We start from the raw sequence: 19,301 nt of genomic DNA on the forward strand, positions 1-19,301 counted from the left end.
CATGAAGCTACTGGATGTCCCTGATCATCAGGAAATGGAAAGTCCCTCGTCATGGTTGATGCGGGTGGCGTTTCGCCAAGTGGTCGCGCCAAGGGAGCTGGCTCGATTCCTGGGTGTGGGGATCGGCGTGGACTGTGAAATGGCGTTCGCCAAATTGTCGTTTCAAGCGCTCGCAAGTACCCACACCAGCGCTGCAGGAACCTTCAGGCATGTGGATCTGCTGATGGAGCGGCTGAGGAAAGTAGATCCCTATGGCGAGCGGTTTCTTTTGAGGCACAACTCAGTCGCTTACCACCGGTTCTGCGCTGCTTGTCTTGCGACGGACAGGGTCAAGTACTTTCGCCTTGAGTGGCGCTTCAAGTGTTGGCGATGGTGCCCAGAGCATTCGTGTCTGCTCTTGGAGTGTTGTCCGCACTGCGGCAAGCGAGCCAGTCTGCCGCAAGATATGTGCGATGCGGGCCCAGATGGTCTGGGGGTAGCAACCCTAGATCGGTGCATGCATTGCGCAGAGCTTCTCACCACGAACTGGCAGGTGTCGGTGGACACTTTGGCCCAAGAGTTGACTACGCCGTGGGAGCAGGCGCTGCTCAACAACGGGCGCGCGGCGCTAGCCGCTCTGGTGCTTGGAAAAGTGCAGATCCAGGGTGAACAAAAGGCCCATGGGTTGAGGCGCTTGAAGACGATCGAACGGCAAGGGTTCTTGCCGCACGCCTCGCAGTTTCGGCTTACACACGACGAGATGATGCGTCGTCACGAGCAGAGCTTGCTGACGATGCTTGAGTCCGCGAGTAGCCATCCGCTGCAAACCACAGCACACTCTCAGAATTGAATTCGCTCTTCACTGGGGAGTTTCCATGGCAACCAAAAATCCAAAGCTCGAATCCGATTCCTCGGTCCGCAGCCAACTGAAGCGGGAAAGCCTCAGACGAACCGTCAAGGCACTCGAGGCCGCAGTTCAGGAAGAGCGACTCGTTGTCCTGCGCCCTGCTACGCCAAGCGGCAGACGCCCGGGTGAGGTTCGCATTTCCAGGCGATCTACTCCGAGGGCGTAGGCGACCGGTTGGCCGGCTGGGCCGGTCCCAGGCAGAAGTGCGGGCGGCATTGAGTGCTCTCAGCCCCATGTTGCCTTTCGACAAGTACAACACTTAGTGAATAAGGCTCGGAAAAATACAACACTGAGTGAATAAGCAGTACAAACGTTGCCCTTGGGCGTCTCTGTAACCTGTTGATTTGATTGAGACGGTAGTACAAGACTCACGAGGAATCGACATCGATGCCCTGACCGTCTCTGGGCGGGGGCCAGGTACTGGCTGTCCCTTGATCGGACCTTTGCACTAGCCAATGAGTCTAGGCGGGTCGATTCGTGTCACCTGTAGGAGCCGAGGCCGGACGATTGTGGTGAACCAGAGGCTGATGGCGCTCGCTACCCAGCCGTTCCCGCGGCTCCCCACCCTCAGGTCGTGCGGAACTGCCTGCGGTACGCCAGGGGGGAGACCTTCATGGCCGCAGCAAAATGCTGGCGCAGCGAGGCCGGGGTGCCAAAGCCTGCCTGGTCGGCCACCGCGTCGATGGATTCCTCGGTGGTCTCCAGCAGGCGCTGGGCCAGGGCCAGGCGCTGGTGCAGTAGCCACTGGCCGACGGTGGTGCCCATGGCCTCGCGGAAATTGCGGGTGAAGCTCCGGCGACTCATGAGGGCGCGCTGTGCCAGGGCGTCCAGGTCGTGCGGCTGCTGCAGGTTCTGCAGCATCCAATCGACCACGGGACTCAGGCGGTCGCGTTCGGGCGCGGCGCGCACCGGGGTCTCTATGTACTGTGCCTGGCCACCCTGGCGGTGCGGGGCCACGACCATGCGGCGGGCTGCTCGGTTGGCCGCATCCGCACCGTGGCGCATACGCAGCAGGTGCAGGCAGCAGTCGATGCCGGCAGCGGTGCCTGCGGACGTGAGCACGTCGCCGTGGTCCACGTACAGCACCTCGGGCTGCAGCACCACCTGCGGGTAGCGCTCGGCAAATCTCCCGGCCAGGTACCAGTGGGTGGTGGCCGTACGCCCCTCCAGCAGGCCCGCCTCGGCCAGCACGAAGGCCCCCAGGCACAGGCCCACGATGGTGGCGCCGCGGCGGTGGGCACGGCGCAGCGCGTCCAGCAACTCTACGGGTGCCGCCCGGGTGTCGTCGAACCACGAGGGCACGACGATGATCTGCGCCCGGCGCAGTATCTCGAGCCCATGCGCGACATGGATCGCAAAGCCCGCGTTGGTGCGCAGCGCGCCGGGCACCGCGGCGCAGACCGAGAGCGCGAAGCGGTGGCGGCGGTCCTCGTCGCGGTCCTCACCGAAGACCAGGCAGGGCACCGACAGGTGGAAGGGGCTGATGCCGTCGAAGGCGACCACGGCGACGGTTTCGGGCTGGCGGGCGATCATGGCCCGATTCTATCGATGATTGGCATTCGGGCCGCTATCGGCCAGGCGTGTCGCTGCCTAAGATCCAATCCATCGCAACCCAATGGAAATACCGACCATGTCCAACGCACCCCGCCGCGCCCTGATCGTCATCGATGTGCAGAACGAATACTTCGAAGGCGGCCTGCTGCCCATCGAGTACCCGCCCGTGGCGCAAAGCCTGCCCAACGTCCTGCGCGCCATGGATGCCGCGCACGCTGCTGGGGTGAAGGTGGTGGTCGTGCAGCACCATGCGCCCAAGGGCGCGCCGGTGTTCCAGGCCGATGCGCACAACGGCCAACTGCACCCCGAAGTGGCGCGCCGCCACCGCGACCACCTGATCACCAAGGCCACGCCCAGCGCGTTCACGGGCACCGACCTGGCGCAGTGGGTCGCCGACAACGGCATCGACACGCTCAGCATTGCCGGCTACATGACGCACAACTGCGATGCGTCCACCACCTTCGAGGCCATGCACCGCGGGCTGGCGGTGGAGTTCCTGTCGGACGCCACGGGCGCGTTGCCGTACGAGAACGCGGCCGGCTACGCCAGCGCCGAGGAGATCCACCGGGTCTTCAGCGTCGTCTTCCAGAGCAATTTCGCGGCGGTGGCCAGCACCGAGGGCTGGCTGGCTGCGGTGCGCGATGGGCAGGCCCTGGCCAAGGACAACGTCGTGGTGTCGAACCAGCGCGGCCGTGCACGCGCAGCACGCGCCTAAGAGGCTGAGAATATTTCGTCCATGTCCGCCTTGCACGCCAAAACACCCCGGCTCGTCGTTGCAAATGCTCGCCATAGCCCGAGCTATGGCTGTGCTTCGCGCCTAGATCCGGGGCGTTGTGACGCGCCTTCCGGGCACGGTCAAACCATTCCCAGCCTCTGTGCCCTCACCCGGCCAGGTCGCGCAGCGCCCCGGCCAGGGTCGGGTGCTGGAAGCGGTAGCCGGCGTCCAGCGCGGCTCTGGGCACCAGGTTCTGCCCATCGAGCAGCAGCGTGGCCATTTCGCCCATGAGCCAGCGCAGTGGCGCCTCGGGCATGCGCAGGAAAACCCTGCGGCCGAAGGACTGCGCGAGGGCGCGGCTGAAGCCCTCTTGCGACGGGGTGTCCGGCGCCACGGCGTTGACCGCACCCGCCAGCGCCTGGTGTTCCAAGCCGAAGCGGATCAGCCCCAGTGCATCGTCGAGGTGGATCCACGGGGCCGGTTGCCGGCCGGAGCCGAGCACGGAGCCCATGCCCAACCGGGCCGCCAGGGCCAGCATGGGGTAGGCGCCATCGCCCCGGCCCAGCACCACGCCCAGGCGCAGCCGGACCACGCGCACGCCCAGCGCCTCCGCGCGCCGGGCCTCGTGCTCGATGGCCACGCACAGGTCGGATTGGAACTGGCCAGGCTGGGGCGGGCCATCCTCGGCGAGTGCCTCGCCAGACACAAGATTGGCCGCACCGTAGTAACCCACCGCCGATGCGCTGACCAGCACCTCGGGCACCTGCTGCAGCCGCCGCATCAGCTGCACGAGGGCCTGCGCCACCTTCACCCGGCTGTCCAGCAGCTCACGCCGCCGTGCCGCCGTCCAGGGCCGGCCCACCACCCGCGCGCCGGCAAGGTGGACCACGGCATGGATGCGGGTCTCGCTGGGGATCTGGTCCAGGTGCTCCACCAACCACACGCCTTGGCCGAGCAGGGCTTGCGCCTGCCGCGTATCGCGCGACAGGGCGATGACGCGCCGGCCATCGGCCTGCAACTGCCGCACCAGGGCACTGCCCACAAAGCCGGTGGCGCCGGTGACCAGCACCGTAGGCCCCCGGGGCGGTGTGTCCGCCAGAGGGGCGGGCGACGGCTCCTGCCGCGCGGCTGACTGCCCCAGCCGACGCACGGCGCGCACATTGCGCACGCTCCAGGCGAGCACGCCCAGGCCATACAGCGTGAAAAGCCAGGAGATCCAGCCATGCGGGCGAAAGTGCAATGCGGTGTTCATGGAGGCCCAATCATGCAGCACCGGCACCATCAGCGCCACGAAGGCCCCATAGCTGATGGTCAGCACCGTGTGCAGCAGGCGTTCGAGCGGCGGCAGCCGGCGCGTTCGATCTTCTTCCAGAAAGTCGGCCAGGGTGACCAGCACTTCCGCAGCCAGGATGAGGGCCAGCAGCCCCGCCAAGGCGCCGCGCCATTCAAACCAGGCCAGGCCCAGGAAGACCAGGCCGTAAAGCGCCTCGCGCGCCGCATGCAGCGCCAGTTCGCGGCGGGCCGACACGCGCTGGGGCAGGTGGGCCTGCCATTCGTGGTGCCAGAGGTTGTCGAAGGCGCCCAGCACCGACTGGAAGGACAGGAGGATGAAAACGGCCTGCATGGTGGTCATTCGACTTGGAGGGGGTCGGTGAAGACGCCCGACTGGTGGAAGGTCTCGCCCCACAGCGGGTGTTGCATGGAGAGGGTGAAGCGGAAGTCGCCACCGCCCAGGTCGGTGTGGGTCACGCGGCACTGCCCGGGTGACAGCCATTGCGGCACCGGGATGCGCAGCGGGCCCAGCGCCAGGAAGAAGCGGCGGCTCTGGAAGACCAGCGTGCCGTTCTCCTCGAACACATCGAGCGCCATGGCCAGGCCGCCGTCCGTGCGCTCGGTCAGCTGGCCTTCTGCTCCGGGTTCCTTGGTCGAGCGCACTATGGCCGCCCCGGTGGCGCCATTGGCGGCCTCGCCGAACACCCGCTCCCACACCACGCCGCCCTGGTCGTTGCCGCGCACCCGCACGGTGGCCGCCAGGCCCCGGGCCTGCAGGCTGGTGAGCGGGCTGCCGAAGGCGCGCGACAGGCTGGCGTAGATGCGGCCGATGGCGGAGCAACGCAGGTCCATGCGGCAGGTGTAGTCCACGTCCGGGTGGCCGGCACCAAAGCGCCGGCGCACGGCGGCCGGCAGGCGGGCCCAGCCCGCGGCGCCCACGTAGTCGGCCAGGTCCAGGTGGCGGGCGGCGTCGGCTGCGGGGGCGAAGGAGGTCAGGGCGGTGGAGGGCATGGCGGGTTTCCTGTGGGTTGCTTGATCCCTCTTCTGCGAAAACCGGGCCAACCCTCCACACCACTGCAAGTCGTTGATTCATTGGACTTTTCGCCAATGGCCTGCATACTTCGTTTACAGTGCGCGCAGGCTATGTTGTCAACGCTGGCAACAGGTCACCCCCTCGCCGGCACCGCTTTTCATCCCATGCTTATCCGCGCCGTCCTCGGCTTCTCCATCATCGAAACCCTGGCCCTGGCGGGCATGCTGCTGTGGTGGGCCGACCGGGTGGCCGGCGCCCGGCTGCTGGCCGCCTTCCTGAGCGGCATTGCGCTGTGGATGGCGGGCAACGAGCTGCCCAACTGGCTGGGGCCAGGCAGCGGCGACATCGCCATGGCGATGATCGGCTTCTCGCCGCTGACGTCGGCGTTCTTCTTTCACTTCTGCGTGGTGTTCTGCGGTGTGCGGCTGCCGCGCTGGGGCGTGGTGGCGGCGTACCTGCTGGGGGGCTCGGCCACCCTGGCCGTGCAGCTGCTGACACCGGGCGCCCTGGTCTGGCGCGAGCACGTGGGCCTCATCGCCATCGCCAACACCGTGGGCATGGTCGCCAGCATGGCCTGGGTGCTGCTGGGCCTGGGCGGCATCGCGGTGCTGCTCACGGCGCTGGCGCGCGCCCGGCGGCCGGCCTTCAACCAGATCGCGGCGGTCACCGCGTCCTGCCTGTGGGGCGTGGTCTGCCTGTCGGGCTACGGCATCGTGGTGCTGGACCTGCCGCTCTACCCCTTCCCGCTGCTGGGCCTGCCGCTGTACCCGGTGATCCTGGTCTACGGCATCCTGCGCTACGGCGTGTTTGTGTCCAACGCCTGGGCGCGCCGCGCGCTGGCCTGGGCCCTGCTGCTGGCGCTGGGGGCCGTGGTGGTAGCACTGACGCCGCTGCTGCCCATCGAATCGCGCTGGATCGGCGGCTTCGTGGTGGCCATCAGCTGCATCGCGCTCAACGGGCCCGTGCGCCAGTTCGCCGAGCGCCTGGTGTACCCGGGCGGTGCGGTCTCGGCGGCCGACCTGCAGTCCTGGCGCGAGGCGCTGCAATCGGCCGACAGCATGCAGGCGCTGGAGAATGAGGCCAGCACATTGCTCAGCCGCCGCACGGGCACCCAGGTGCGGGTGCTGCTGGGCGATGGCAGTGCCCAGGCCCCTGGCGACATGCCCTGCCTGCTGGGCGCGCCGTCCAGCCACGGTTGGACCATCACGCTGCACGGCTGGGAGGCCGCGCCCCCCGGGCCGCGGCGCGTGGCCGAGCTCTTCGGCACCGTGGTGGCCGATGCCGCCGAGCGCGTGGCCCAGGGCGAGCAGATCGCGGCGCGCGAGCGCGAGCGCCAGCTGCAGGCGCGCCTGGCCGAGCTCGGCTCGCTGGCCGCCACCGTGGCGCACGACATCCGCAACCCGCTGAACATCATCGCCATGGCGGTGGCCACGGCCTCGCCCGACGTGCGCCGCGAGGTGGCCGGCCAGGTGGGCCGCATCGCGCACCTGAGCAGTGACCTGCTGGACTACGCCAAGCCCTGGAAGCTGGTGCCCCAGCGCTACGACCTGGCGGCCCAGGTGCGCGCCGCCGCCGGCCGACTGCCGCACTGCACGCTGGGGGCCGCGCTGCAGGCGCCGCTGCTGATCGACGGCGACTCGCGGCGCGTGGAGCAGGCACTGACCAACCTGCTGGAAAACGCGCGCGCCGCATCCGGTGCCGACACCCCGGTCGCCGTGCACATCGACGCCGAGCAGCGCGCCGATGCCGTGCTGCTGCATGTCTGCGACGACGGGCAGGGCGTGCCCGAGGAAATTCGCCACCGGCTGTTCGAGCCCTTCGCCTCGCGCAGCCCCGGTGGCACCGGCCTGGGCCTGGCCATCGTGGCGCGCACCCTGGCCGCCCATGGGGGCTCGGTGGCGCTCACACAGCGGCCGCCGTGGACCACCTGCTTCACTCTGACCTTCCCCCTCAAAGATGCAAACCCCTCCTGACGCTGCAGACCGTGGCCGCATCCTGCTGGTCGACGACGAGCCGGCCTTCCAGCGCCTGGGCGCCAACTTTTTGCGCGGGTTGGGCCACGAGGTGGTGGTTGCCGGCGACGCCGAGCAGGCCCTGGCCGCCTTCGCCTCGCAACCGGCGCCCGATCTGGTGCTGCTGGACCTGGCCATGCCGCCATCGATGGACCCCGAGGCCGGGCTGGCGCTGGTGCCCCGCTTCGCGCGGGTGCCGGTGATCGTCTGGTCCGGCCACGGCGACCACGAGCTGGCCCTGCGCGCGGCCGAACTGGGCGCCTGGGACTTCCTGACCAAGCCCATCGACCCGGACATGCTGCGCTTCGTCATCGCGCGCGCCATGCGCAAGGCCAAGCTCGACGCCGAGCTGCGCAGCCTGCGCGCGGCGCAGGCCGGCGACGACGACATGGGCTTGGCCGGCCAAGCGCATGCCACCGTGCAGCTGCGCGCCATGGTGCGGCGCGTGGGGCCCACGCGGGTCAGTGTGCTGGTGCTGGGGCCCACCGGCAGCGGCAAGGAGCTGGTGGCGCGCGCCCTGCATGCCTGCAGCCCGCAGTCGGCCAGCGCCTTCGTCGCCATCCACTGCGGCGCGCTGTCGGCCGAGCTGCTGGAGAGCGAGCTCTTCGGCCACCTCAAGGGCAGCTTCACCGGGGCCTACCGCGACCAGCCGGGCCTGGTCGAGGTGGCCCATGGTGGCACCCTGTTCCTGGACGAGGTGGGCGAAATGCCCCCGCCCATGCAGGTCAAGCTGCTGCGCTTTCTGCAGGAGGGCACTTTCGTGCCCGTGGGCGGGCGCAGCCAGAAGAAGGCCGAGGTGCGCGTGGTGGCCGCCACCCACCGCGACCTGGAGGCCATGGTGCGCGACGGCAGCTTTCGCGAGGATCTGTACTACCGCCTCAAGGGCGTGGTGCTGCGCACCCCCGCGCTCAGCGAGCGGCCGGCCGACGTGCCGCTGCTGGCCACCCGCTTCCTGCACCGCGTGGCACCCCGTGCCGGCCTGTCGGGCAATGCCCTGGCCTGGCTGGCCGCGCGCGAGTGGCCGGGCAACGTGCGCGAGCTCAAGGCCCTGGTCGAGGCCGCGGGTGCCCTGCTGCTCCAGGACCAGAGCGAGGTCGATGCACCGCTGCTGCGGCTGGCCGCGGGCGAGGCGGACGAGAACGGCACCGCCACCGAATCCGCAGCCCCGCTGGAAGGGCTGGGGCCGCTGGACGCAGCGCTGGCCGAGCTGGAGCGGCGCCTGGTGCGCGATGCCATGCAGTCGGCCGGCGGCAACCAGTCGGAGGCCGCGCGGCGCCTGGGCATCTCGCGCGTGGGCTTGATCAAGAAGCTGGCGCGGCTGGGCCTGCGCTAGCCTTGCCAGGCAAGCGCGCCACGCGCTCGGCCAGAAACTCCACCAGCACCCTCACGCGCTGCGGCTGGTAGGGGCGGGCGGCATAGAGCAGGTGCGCCTGCTGCGCCGGGCCGGTGTACCGGGGCAGCACGCGCACCAGGCGGCCGTCGGCCAGCAGCTCGGCCACCATCCAGGTGGGCTGCAGCGAGATGCCGGCGCCGGCCAGCACGCTCTCGAGCAGGGCCACGGCGTTGTTCACGCGGTAGCGGCTGTGCACCGGCACGCTCACGGGGCCGGCAGGGCCTTGCACCAGCACACCGTCGTCACCCGCCGCATAGCGCAGGTAGTCGTGCGCCGGCAGGTCCTGCGGCTGGCGCGGCTTGCCGCGTGCTGCCAGGTAGGCGGGCGAGGCCACCAGCACGCGCGGCCAGGTGCCCAGGTGGCGGGCGGTCAGGTCCGGGGGCAGGGGGCCGCCCAGGCGCAGTGAGACGTCGATGCGCTCCTCCAGCGGGTGGATGAAGCGGTCGTCCAGCACCAGCTCAAGCGCGATGTCGGGGTAGGTGGCGAGGAACTCGCCGGCCATGGCGTTGAGCCGGCACTGGCCCAGCGCCACCGGCGCGCTCACGCGCAGCAGGCCGCGGGGGTGTGTGGTGCACTGGCGCACGTCGGCCACCGCCTCGTCGTAGCCCTCCAGCGTGCGCCGCGCATGCTCGTGAAAGCGCTGGCCTTCTTCCGTCAGGCTCAGCCCCGCCGGGGCGCGGCGCAGCAGGCGCACGCCCAGCGACTGCTCCAGCCCGGCCACCAGCTTGCTCACCGTGGGCTGGGTGGTGTCCATGGCGCGCGCCGCGCCCGAGAGGCTGCCCAGCTCCACGCTGTGAACGAAGGCCGCGAGCGCGCGCAGGGTGTCCATGAGTATTCCGATTTCGAATGAATGGCATGCCATTTTGCCGTCTGTTCATGGATTGTGGAATGCAAGACAGTGGGCTCTTCTTTCAGCCCCCACGAGGATCGACCGACATGAACAAGCCCTGGAATCTCACTGCGCACCTGCGCCGCGCCGCTCTGGCGCTGGCCATGGTTGCTGCCGCGCTCCCCGCCGCCGCAGCCGCCGAACACTGGAGCCCGAGCTGGATGGCCGCCACCCAGCCCCTGTGGGGTGGCGACTTCGTGTTGCCGCTGGGCCTGCCCCTGCGGTACCAGCAGCACACCATCCGCCAGGTGGCGCGCTTGAGCGTGGGCGGCACGCAGCTGCGCGTGGTGCTTAGCAACGAGGGCAGCACCGTGCCGCTGCACATCGGCGCGGCCCGCGTGGCAAGGCATGCCCGGGGATCGGCCACCGTGCCGGGCACGAACCGCCCGCTGCTCTTCGGCGGCCAGGCCGCCACCACGCTGCCGCCTGGTGCCCGCTGGGTCAGCGACCCGGTGGACCTGCCCCTGCCCGCGCTGGCCGAGGTCGCCGTGTCGCTGTACCTGCCCCGGCCCAGCCAGCCCGCAGGCTTTCACTTCGATGCGCGGCAGACGGCCTATGTGGCCAATGGCGACCACACCGCCGCCCTGCAGTTGCCCGCATCGGCCACCGAATGGAGCACCCGCGCCTACGTGAGCGGCTTGCTGGTGCAGGCGGCAACGCCGCCGGTAGCCGTGGTCGTGCTGGGCGACTCCCTCACGGATGGCAACGGCGCCACGCCCGGCGCCCACGCGCGCTGGCCCGATGTGCTGGCCGAGCGCCTGGCGGGGCAGGGCGTGGCCGTGCTCAACGCCGGCATCTCCGGCGGCCGGCTGCTGCGTGACGGCATGGGCCGCGCGGGACTCACGCGGGCCGCGCAGGACGTGTTCGGCCAGCCCGGCGTGCGCGCCTTCATCGTGCTGCTGGGCACCAACGACATCGGCTGGCCCGGCGGCCCCTTCGCACCCGGGGAGACTGCGCTGCGCGCCGAGGAACTGGTGCAGGGCTACCGCCAGCTCATCGCCATGGCCCGCGTACACAACGTGCGCGTCGTGGCCGGTACCATCCCGCCGTTTGGCGATGCGTTGGCCGGCACGCCGCTGGCCGGCCACTACTCGCCCGAAAAGGACTCCGTGCGCCAGGCTGTGAACCGCTGGATCCGCGAGGGCGGCGCCTTCGATGCGGTGGTGGACTTCGATGCGCTGCTGCGCGACCCGGCCCGCCCCTCGCACCTGCGCGCGGCCTTGGACTCGGGCGACCACCTGCACCCGGGCGATGCGGGCTACCGGGCCATGGCCCAGGCCATCGATCTGGAGGCGCTGCTGGGCTGGTGAGGGTTGCCCCACCCAGAACCTGCTACAACCCCTGGACGGCCTTCGCTCTGGTCGCGGCGTTTTTCTGGAGGATCCGATGTCCCACCACCCCCGCTTCAACGTCTTCGGCCGCATCGTCGAAGTGCAGCGCCAGGGCGCGCAGTGGCAGTCCTATCTGATCGGAACGGACGGCAAGCGCGCACCGGCGGGCTGGGTGGTGCCCGACTTCATCGAGGCGGATGAGCTGGCCCAGTACCTGGCCGACCTGTTCCATGAAAGTGCCATGCCGCACAACGGCGAGGTGCATCGGATCGGATAGTCCACCGAAACCGAGAAATCGGCTGTGGGACTTGGGTGCGGGATCACCCTGCGTCGGCAAGGTACACATACAGCCGGTTGCGCCCCATGGTCTTGGCCTGGTACATCGCGTTGTCGGCCTGGCGCAGCACCTCGTCCACCGTCTGGGTGTGGCCTGACACCAGGCTCACCCCGATGCTGGCTTCGCAGTGGTAGGGCTGGTCTGCAAGCGCGTACGGTTCGCGCAGCGCTGCCAGCATGTTCTCGCCCACCGCCCGTGCCTTGGCCGTGGCCTCGGGTGCTTCCTTGCCCAGGCTTTGCAGCAGCACGACGAACTCGTCCCCGCCCAGGCCGGCCACGGTGTCCTGCTCGCGCACGCAGGTGCGCAGGCGGGTGGCCACCTCGCGCAGCAGCAGGTCGCCCATGGCGTGGCCCCGGCTGTCGTTGAGGGCCTTGAAATGGTCCAGGTCCACGAACAGGGTGGCGGCGATCTGGCCGCTGCGGCTGCTGGCGGCCATCACCTGCTCCAGGCGGTCGGTCAGCAGGCGACGGTTGGGCAACTGGGTGAGGGTGTCGTACAGGGCCAGGTGGCGCGCCTCCTCCTCGGCCGCCTTGCGCCGGGAGATGTCGATGTCGATGCAGAACATCTCTGGCTCCTGGCCTGGCACGTGCACATAGGCGTGGCTTGAAAACACATCCACCGGTGAGCCATCCTTGCGCTGCAGGCGCAGCTCGCCTGCGGGGATGGGCTCGCCCGAGCTGAACATGTGCGCGACCTGGGCCGTCACGGCATCGTGCATGGGAGCGGGGATGATCAGCTCCAGCAGGTTCCTGCCCAGGGCCTCCTGTTCGGTGTAGCCGTACAGTTCTTCCGACGCCTTGTTCCAGTACGTGGTGGTGCCGTCTGCCCGGTAGCCCTGCACCGACACCGAGGGGATGCCCAGCAGCAGCGAGCGAAAGCGCAGCTCCGATTCGTGCAGCGCCTGCTGCGCCTGCCAGCGCTCGGTGATGTCGCGCGCCAGAAAGAGGGCGGCTGCCTGGCCATCCACCTTCGTGCCCAGGGGCTGCGCCCGCCCTTCGAAGTACCGAATGCCCGATGCGGTGTACACCGTGTACTCGAGCTTGCGCGGCACGCCCGCAGCCAGCGTGTCCTGCAGCAGCTGCACCAGCCGCTGCGCCTCACTCGAGGGCAGTACATCGTGCATGCGCTGCCCGACACGCTGGGGGGCCCCCGCAGCATGCACGCCGTCGTTGCGCGAGAACAGCTCCATGCAGCGGCCCTTGCTGTCGAGCACCATCAGTGCATCGGGAATCGCCAGGGTGATGGCCCGCAGGCGGGCAGCACTGCCGGCCAGGGCGAAGTCGGTGGCCTGGCGCTGCTCCACGTCGCGCAGCAGCACACCCAGCAGGGCGGTGGCGACCGGAAAGATCATCAGGTAGGGAACGGCGACGGTGTCGTTGATGCGCGCCGCCACCTCGGCCGGCAGCCCCTGGAACAGCCCCACCACGGCCAGGTGCAGCAGCACGCCAAAGACCAGCAGGGGCCAGATGCCCACGCCCAGGTGCCAGCGGTGGCGCGCATAGCGGTAGGCCAGGCCGGCGGCCACGCAGGTGGTGATGGTCAGCACCCCGATGAAGGCCCCTGCGCCGCCCAGCCACAGCCGCCAGCCGGCCGCCATGGCCCCGGCCACCAGGGCCACTGTGGTGCCGCCGAACAGGCCCGCCATGCACAGCACCACTGAGCGTGCATCGATGATGACGCCCGGGGCAATGGTCAGGGGCGAGAGCATGCCCACGATGCAGATGCCGCCAAACAGCAAGCCCGAGAAAGCTTTGCCCACCCGTGGCTGCCTGCGCCACAGCCGCAGGTTGGCCCCGTGCAGAAAGCATAGGGCGAGCAGCAGGGCTGCGCCTTTGACCAGTTCGACGAACAAGGAACCTCCCCGTAGCCTGTGGCGACGTTCCATCATGTGGCAATTGCTGCCAGCGGTAAATGCAAATTTGGTGGGGTTTACGCCTCCCGGCGCCCCGATCAGGTCAGCAGCGCCTGGGCGAACTCGCGCGCGTTGAAGGTTTCGAGGTCTTCGAGCTTCTCGCCCACGCCGATGAAGTACACCGGGATCGGGCGCTCCTGCGCGATGGCGGCCAGCACCCCGCCCTTGGCGGTGCCGTCGAGCTTGGTGACGATGAGGCCGGTGAGCTGCAGCGCATCGTCGAAGGCGCGCACCTGGGCCAGGGCGTTCTGGCCGGTGTTGCCGTCGATCACCAGCAGCACCTCGTGCGGGGCGGTAGCGTCGGCCTTGGTCACCACGCGGCGGATCTTCTTGAGCTCTTCCATCAGGTGCAGCTGCGTGGGCAGGCGGCCGGCGGTATCGACCAGCACCACGTCCTTGCCGCGGGCCTTGCCTGCGGTGACGGCGTCAAAGCTCACGGCGGCGGGATCGCCCCCCTCCTGGCTGACGATCTCCACGGTGTTGCGGTCGGCCCAGACGCCGAGCTGCTCGCGCGCCGCTGCGCGGAAGGTGTCGGCCGCCGCCAGCAGCACCGCCGCGCCTTCGCCAGACAGGTGCTTGGTCAGTTTGCCGATGGACGTGGTCTTGCCCGCGCCATTGACCCCTGCCACCATGATCACGGTGGGCGTGTACTTGCCGATCACCAGCGCTTTTTCGAGCGGCCGCAGCAGGTCGGCCAGCGCATCGGCCAGCAGGCCCTTGACCAGGGCCGGGTCGGTGGTCTTGCTGTCCTTGACGCGGCGCTTGAGGTCGGCCAGCAGGTGCTCTGTGGCCTTGACGCCGGTGTCGGCCATGAGCAGGGCCTCCTCCAGCTCCTCGTACAGCGCGTCGTCGATCTGCGTGCCGGTGAAGACCGTGGCGATGCTGCTGCCGGTTTTGCGCAGGCCGAGCTTGAGCCGGTCGAGCCAGCCCTTGCGCTCGGCCACCACGGGGGCCGCAGGCACCGGGACCACCACGGGCGGCGGTGCGGGAACCGGCGCCGGGGGGGGCACCACGGGGGCAGGGGCCGCCACAGGGGCCGCAACCGGGGGCAGCGCGGGGGAGGGCGCCCAGGCGGCAGGTGCTGCTGGCGTGGGGGCTGGCGTGGACGGCGGCACGGCCGTGGCGGGCGCCGGTGCAATGGTGACAGGCGGTGTCCAGGGTGCGGGTGCCGCAGGTACTGGCGCTGCCAATGGGGCAGGGGCCGGGGGGAGGGGGACGGCAGGTGCCGGGGCGATCGGCTGCGCTGGCGCGGGCTCCGCCTTCCCGCCAAAGGGATTGCGCAGCCAGCCCAGGCCGGGGATGGCCGGTGCGGGGGCCTGGGCCGGCTGCGGCGCAGGGGGCTCGGGCTGGGCCGCGGGTGAGTAAGCAGGTGCAGGGGCTCCGGGCGCGGCCACCGATGGGGGCTCATCGGCAGGGGCGGGCGAGGTGGGGGGCTTTTTCTTGAAAAAACTGAACATTGGCGGGTTCTTAGAATCAGCCATTCTATGAAACGCGCTTTCACCCTACTGGGCCTGCTGGCCTGCCTCGGCGCCGGAGCCACCACCAACGTGGTTTCTCCGGGTTCCCATCCATCGTCTGCAGCGGGCGGGGCCGTTGTGGCGCCGCCGGGGCCGGGAGGTGCCGGGCCGCGTGCCACAGCCTCCGGCGCGCAGCAGTTCACGCTCGCCAACGGCATGCAGCTCATCGTGCAGCCCGACCACCGCGCACCCACGGCGGTGCACATGGTCTGGGTGCGCGTGGGCTCCATCGACGAGGTGGACGGCACCTCCGGCGTGGCCCATGCCCTGGAGCACATGATGTTCAAGGGGTCGAAGAAGGTGCCGCCCGGCGACTTCTCGCGCCGCGTGGCGGCCCTGGGCGGGCGCGAGAACGCCTTTACCAGCCGTGACTACACGGGCTACTACCAGCAGATCCCGGCCAACCGGCTGGAGGACGTGATGCGCCTCGAATCCGACCGTTTCGCCAACAACCAGTGGCCCGACGCCGAGTTCAAGAAGGAAATCGAGGTCATCAAGGAGGAGCGCCGCATGCGCACCGAGGACCAGCCCCACGCCGTGCTGGCCGAGCAGCTGTTTGCCGCCACCTTCAACGCCTCGCCCTACCGCCGGCCCATCATCGGCTGGATGAGCGACCTCGACTCCATGACACCCGGCGACGTGCGCGCCTTTCACCGCCAGTGGTACACGCCCACGAATGCGGTGGTGGTGGTCGCAGGCGACGTGGACCCGGCCAAGGTCCGCGCCCTGGCCGAAAAATACTATGGCAAGCTGCCCACGCATGCGCTGCCCGAGCGCAAGCCGCGCACCGAGCCCGAGCAGAAAGGCATGCGCCGGCTGGAGGTGAAGGCCCCCGCCGAGCAGGCCTACGTGGCCCTGGCGTTTCGCGTGCCGGGCCTCTCTCGGGTGGAGAACCTGCAGGAATCCGACCGCGACGCGCTGTCGCTGATGGTGCTGTCGGCGGTGCTCAGCGGCTACGACGGGGCGCGCCTTGAACGGGCCCTGAGCCAGGGCGACAAGCGCGTGGCCGACAGCGCCGACAGCTCTGCCATGCTCACCGGGCGCGGTCCCTCGCTGTTCATGCTGACCGGGGTGCCGGCCGACGGCAAGACCGCCCGGCAGGTCGAGGACGGCCTGCGCGCCGAAGTGGCGCGCCTGGCCAGCGAAGGCGTGAGCGAGGCCGAACTGGCGCGCGTGAAGACGCAGTGGATCGCCTCCACCGTGTACGAGCGCGATTCGGTGCACAGCCAGGCCCAGGAGCTGGGCGGCAACTGGATACAGGGCTACCCGCTCGACGTGCAGGAGCGCCTGCTGGAGCTGCTGCGCACGGTGACGCCGGCCCAGGTGCAGGCCGTGGCCGCCAAGTACTTCGGCGACGATCAGCTGACCGTGGCGACGCTGCTGCCCCAGCCGCTGGCCGCCAATGCCCGTCCCCGCCCGGCCATCGCCCCCGGCGCTGCCGTTCATTGAGAAAGCTGGGTCCCCTTCCATGATCAAGTTCAAGAAATTCGCGGCCAGCGCCTTGCTGGCCAGCACCTGCGCACTGCTCGCCAGCCCGGCCTGGGCGCTGCTGCCCATCCAGCAATGGACCGAGGCCAACGGCGCCCGGGTGTGGCTGGTCGAAAGCCCGGTCATCCCCATGGTGGACGTGCAGATCGACTTCGACGCCGGCAGCCGCCGCGACCCGGCCGGCCAGTCCGGCCTGGCCAGCGCCACGGCCTCCATGGCCTCCAAGGGCGTGAAGGCGCAGGGCGCCGAGCCCGCCCTGGACGAGAACGCCCTGGGCGAGGCCTGGGCCGACCTGGGCGCCAGCTTCGGGGCCGGTGCCGACAACGATGCCACGCACTATTCGCTGCGTTCGCTGACCGACCCGCCGCTGCTGGACAAGGCCGCGCGCCTGGCCGCACGCCAGATCGCCGAGCCCAGCTGGCCCGCCGACATCTGGGAGCGCGACCGCGCCCGCTGGAGCGCGAGCATCAAGGAGTCGAACACGCGCCCCGCCACCGTGGCCGAGAACGCCTTCGGCGCGGCGGTGTACGGCAGCCACCCGTATGGCGTGCGCACGACGGAAGAGACGCTGTCGCGCATCACCGTGCCGGACATGCAGGCCTTCCATGCCAGCGCCATCGAGGCCTGCCGCGCCAAGGTGAGCATCGTCGGCGCTGTGACGCGGGCCCAGGCGCAGACGCTGGTGGCCACGCTGCTGTCGCGCCTGCCTGCATCGGCGTCCTGCGCACCTCTGCCTGCCGTGGGTGAGATTGCTGCGCTGACCGCACCGGTGGAGAAGACCATCCCCTTCGCCTCCGCACAGGCGCACGTGCTGATCGGGCAACCCGGCTTTCCGCGCCGCGACCCCGATTTCATCGCACTGCTGGTGGGCAACCACATCCTGGGCGGTGGCGGCTTCGTCTCGCGCCTGACCAACGAGGTGCGTGAAAAGCGCGGCCTGAGCTACAGCGTGTACAGCTACTTCGCGGGCGGCCTGCACTCCGGGGCCTTCACCATCGGCCTGCAGACGCGGCCCGACCAGGCGGCCCAGGCTGTGAAGGTCTCGCGCGACGTGCTCGCTCGCTTCGTGGCCGATGGCCCCACCGCAGCCGAGCTGCGCGCCGCCAAGGACAACCTGATCGGCGGCTTCGCGCTGCGCATCGACAGCAACAAGAAACTCTTGGGCAATGTGGCCAACATCGCCTGGAACGACCTGCCGCTCGACTACCTGGACCGCTGGACCGAGCGCGTTGACGCCCTCACCGTGGCCGACATCCGCGCCGCCATGCAGCGCAAGCTGCAGCCTGAGCGCATGGTGACCGTGGTGGTGGGAGGCAAGCCATGAGCCGCTCCATACTGCGCACAGGCGCCATCAGCGCAGAGATCCGCAAGGCCCAGGCCGCAGCCGCTGTCGCGCCCACGGCCAAGAACGCCAAGCAAGGCGCTGCCACCAAGGACAAGGCAGCCGCTGCGGCTGCGCCCAAGGGTGCGGGCGAAATCCGCATCATTGGCGGGCAATGGAAGCGCACCCGCCTGCCAGTGGCCCAGCGCCCGGGCCTGCGGCCCACGCCCGACCGGGTGCGCGAGACCCTGTTCAACTGGCTGGGCCAGGACCTGACGGGCTGGCGCTGCCTGGATGCCTTTGCCGGCACCGGCGCCCTGGGCCTGGAGGCCGCCTCGCGCGGCGCGGCGGCCGTGCAACTGGTGGAGAGCGATGCCGCGCTGGTGGCGCAACTGCACACCCTGCAGCAGCGCCTGGAGGCCAGGGCCGTGCGCGTGCAGCGCGGCGACGGCATTGCCGCGCTGCGCCAGGCCGCCCCCGGCAGCCTGGACTTGGTGCTGATCGACCCGCCTTTCGACAGCAAGCTGTTCGAATCGGCGCTGGAGGCGGCTGGCAAGGCCGTGGCCGCCAGCGGCTACGTGTACCTGGAGGCCCCGGTCGCCTGGACCGATGAAGGCCTGGCCGCCAGCGGCCTGGTGGTCTACCGCCACCTCAAGGCCGGTGCGGTGCACGCCCACCTGCTGCGGCCCGTGGGCGCCGCGGCTGTGCCTGGAGAGGCCGGCTGAGCTTCGTTCGCGCTGGCGCGCGCCTTGATGTGTCAACTGGTGGGGCGAGAGCCTGGCTACAGCCTTTTCGGCGCTGCGCATGTGCCTTGCCGGGATGGGATGCTAGGCGCGGTGCGCAGCCAATAGCGCGGCTATTGGCAAGCGCCGCAACGCCGCAGACCGCCCGGCAAGGCACTTGCCCGAAGGGTCGGGGCGAAATCGGCGATTGAACGCTCCGGCTGTTTGAACGAGCGTAGCCCATGCGGCGCACCCGCAGCATCCACCCCTCCCGATTTCGCTCCGACGCAGCGCCGAAAAGGCTGTAGCCAGGCTCCATGTTGCAGTGCACTGCATAATGCGCCCAAGCGGCCCGGCAGGCCCACAAGAGGCCGGGGCCAGTGCCAATTCCGCCGTACAGGAGACAACCCGCCATGGCCCAGAACGTGCTCGCCGTCTATCCCGGAACCTTTGACCCCATCACCCTGGGCCATGAAGACGTGGTGCGCAGGGCCACCCAGTTGTTCGAACGCGTGATCGTCGCCGTGGCGGCCGGCCACCACAAGAAGACCTTGTTCAGCCTGGAAGAGCGCATCGACATGGTGCGCGAGGCGGTCAAGGGCTACCCCCAGGTGCAGGTGGAAAGTTTTTCGGGCCTGCTGCGCGACTTCGTCGTGTCGCGCGGCGGCAAGGCCATGGTGCGCGGCCTGCGCGCCGTGACCGACTTCGACTACGAGTTTCAGCTCGCCGGCATGAACCGCAGCCTGATGCCCCAGGTGGAAACCGTTTTCCTGACCCCCAGCGACAAGTACCAGTTCATCAGCAGCACCTTTGTGCGCGAAATCGCGGTGCTGGGCGGCGAGGTGACCAAGTTCGTCTCGCCCTCGGTGCAGGAGCGTCTGGCCGTGAAGGTGCGCAGCCTGGCGCCCCAGACCTGAGG

At 69.7% G+C, this 19,301-nt stretch carries 16 protein-coding genes; 10 read left to right on the plus strand and 6 right to left on the minus strand.

The annotated features are described in order from the left end of the window. Position 1 precedes the first annotated feature (1 nt). On the plus strand, positions 2-829 hold the full coding sequence (locus tag ASE28_RS18815) for a TniQ family protein (protein WP_057267996.1): 828 nt from the start codon (positions 2-4) through the stop codon (positions 827-829). A gap of 624 nt (positions 830-1,453) precedes the next feature. Here the strand turns inward: ASE28_RS18815 and ASE28_RS18820 are convergent. Then, positions 1,454-2,419 (minus strand): GlxA family transcriptional regulator, encoded by a 966-nt coding sequence (locus ASE28_RS18820; RefSeq protein ID WP_057267997.1) that lies wholly within the window; start codon positions 2,417-2,419, stop codon positions 1,454-1,456. A gap of 97 nt (positions 2,420-2,516) precedes the next feature. Here ASE28_RS18820 and ASE28_RS18825 point away from each other — a divergent pair, with 97 nt between their 5' ends. Continuing rightward, on the plus strand, positions 2,517-3,155 hold the full coding sequence (locus ASE28_RS18825) for a cysteine hydrolase family protein (RefSeq protein WP_057267998.1): 639 nt from the start codon (positions 2,517-2,519) through the stop codon (positions 3,153-3,155). A 166-nt stretch (positions 3,156-3,321) separates the two neighbouring features. On the opposite strand, the gene ASE28_RS18830 is transcribed toward ASE28_RS18825, so the two are convergent. Both ASE28_RS18830 and ASE28_RS18835 read right to left on the minus strand, forming a co-directional pair. After that, entirely contained in the window at positions 3,322-4,779 is a 1,458-nt protein-coding gene (locus tag ASE28_RS18830; protein ID WP_057268023.1) for a TIGR01777 family oxidoreductase, read from the minus strand. Between the two features lie 5 nt (positions 4,780-4,784). Continuing rightward, positions 4,785-5,438: a DUF4166 domain-containing protein gene (locus ASE28_RS18835; protein ID WP_057267999.1), complete on the minus strand. Its 654-nt coding sequence runs from the start codon at positions 5,436-5,438 to the stop codon at positions 4,785-4,787. 186 nt (positions 5,439-5,624) lie between these two features. Between ASE28_RS18835 and ASE28_RS18840 the strand changes: the two genes are divergently transcribed. Both ASE28_RS18840 and ASE28_RS18845 read left to right on the plus strand, forming a co-directional pair. Further along, positions 5,625-7,433 (plus strand): HAMP domain-containing sensor histidine kinase, encoded by a 1,809-nt coding sequence (locus ASE28_RS18840; protein WP_057268000.1) that lies wholly within the window; start codon positions 5,625-5,627, stop codon positions 7,431-7,433. After that, positions 7,417-8,805: a sigma-54 dependent transcriptional regulator gene (locus ASE28_RS18845; RefSeq protein ID WP_057268001.1), complete on the plus strand. Its 1,389-nt coding sequence runs from the start codon at positions 7,417-7,419 to the stop codon at positions 8,803-8,805. The genes ASE28_RS18840 and ASE28_RS18845 overlap by 17 nt, the downstream gene beginning before the upstream one ends. On the opposite strand, the gene ASE28_RS18850 is transcribed toward ASE28_RS18845, so the two are convergent. After that, positions 8,774-9,694 carry a LysR family transcriptional regulator gene (locus ASE28_RS18850; RefSeq protein ID WP_057268002.1) on the minus strand — a complete coding sequence of 307 codons (921 nt, stop codon included), beginning with the start codon at positions 9,692-9,694 and terminating at the stop codon, positions 8,774-8,776. The genes ASE28_RS18845 and ASE28_RS18850 overlap by 32 nt on opposite strands. A 107-nt stretch (positions 9,695-9,801) precedes the next feature. On the opposite strand from ASE28_RS18850, the gene ASE28_RS18855 reads away from it, so the two are divergent. Continuing rightward, positions 9,802-11,064: an SGNH/GDSL hydrolase family protein gene (locus tag ASE28_RS18855; RefSeq protein WP_057268003.1), complete on the plus strand. Its 1,263-nt coding sequence runs from the start codon at positions 9,802-9,804 to the stop codon at positions 11,062-11,064. Between the two features lie 76 nt (positions 11,065-11,140). Next, complete coding sequence (locus tag ASE28_RS18860; protein WP_057268004.1) at positions 11,141-11,362, plus strand: hypothetical protein; 222 nt, start codon at positions 11,141-11,143, stop codon at positions 11,360-11,362. A 43-nt stretch (positions 11,363-11,405) separates the two neighbouring features. On the opposite strand, the gene ASE28_RS18865 is transcribed toward ASE28_RS18860, so the two are convergent. Beyond that, on the minus strand, positions 11,406-13,274 hold the full coding sequence (locus ASE28_RS18865) for a diguanylate cyclase domain-containing protein (RefSeq protein WP_057268005.1): 1,869 nt from the start codon (positions 13,272-13,274) through the stop codon (positions 11,406-11,408). A gap of 98 nt (positions 13,275-13,372) precedes the next feature. Next, positions 13,373-14,791: a signal recognition particle-docking protein FtsY gene (gene ftsY, locus ASE28_RS18870; RefSeq protein ID WP_157422040.1), complete on the minus strand. Its 1,419-nt coding sequence runs from the start codon at positions 14,789-14,791 to the stop codon at positions 13,373-13,375. Positions 14,792-14,818: 27 nt separating this feature from the next. Here ftsY and ASE28_RS18875 point away from each other — a divergent pair, with 27 nt between their 5' ends. The 4 genes from ASE28_RS18875 to coaD all read left to right on the plus strand — a co-directional run bounded on the left by ASE28_RS18875 (position 14,819) and on the right by coaD (position 19,299). Continuing rightward, entirely contained in the window at positions 14,819-16,300 is a 1,482-nt protein-coding gene (locus ASE28_RS18875; RefSeq protein WP_057268006.1) for a pitrilysin family protein, read from the plus strand. Between the two features lie 19 nt (positions 16,301-16,319). Further along, on the plus strand, positions 16,320-17,663 hold the full coding sequence (locus ASE28_RS18880; protein WP_057268007.1) for a pitrilysin family protein: 1,344 nt from the start codon (positions 16,320-16,322) through the stop codon (positions 17,661-17,663). Further along, positions 17,660-18,385, plus strand: coding sequence for a 16S rRNA (guanine(966)-N(2))-methyltransferase RsmD (gene rsmD / locus ASE28_RS18885; protein WP_057268008.1), 726 nt, complete (start codon positions 17,660-17,662; stop codon positions 18,383-18,385). Before ASE28_RS18880 ends, rsmD begins: the two co-directional genes overlap by 4 nt. A gap of 410 nt (positions 18,386-18,795) precedes the next feature. After that, positions 18,796-19,299, plus strand: a complete 504-nt coding sequence (gene coaD, locus ASE28_RS18890) for a pantetheine-phosphate adenylyltransferase (protein ID WP_057201858.1) — start codon at positions 18,796-18,798, stop codon at positions 19,297-19,299. Positions 19,300-19,301 lie beyond the last annotated feature (2 nt).

It is taken from the genome of Acidovorax sp. Root219, assembly GCF_001428665.1.
In the GTDB taxonomy this organism is placed as follows: Bacteria; Pseudomonadota; Gammaproteobacteria; order Burkholderiales; family Burkholderiaceae_C; genus Acidovorax.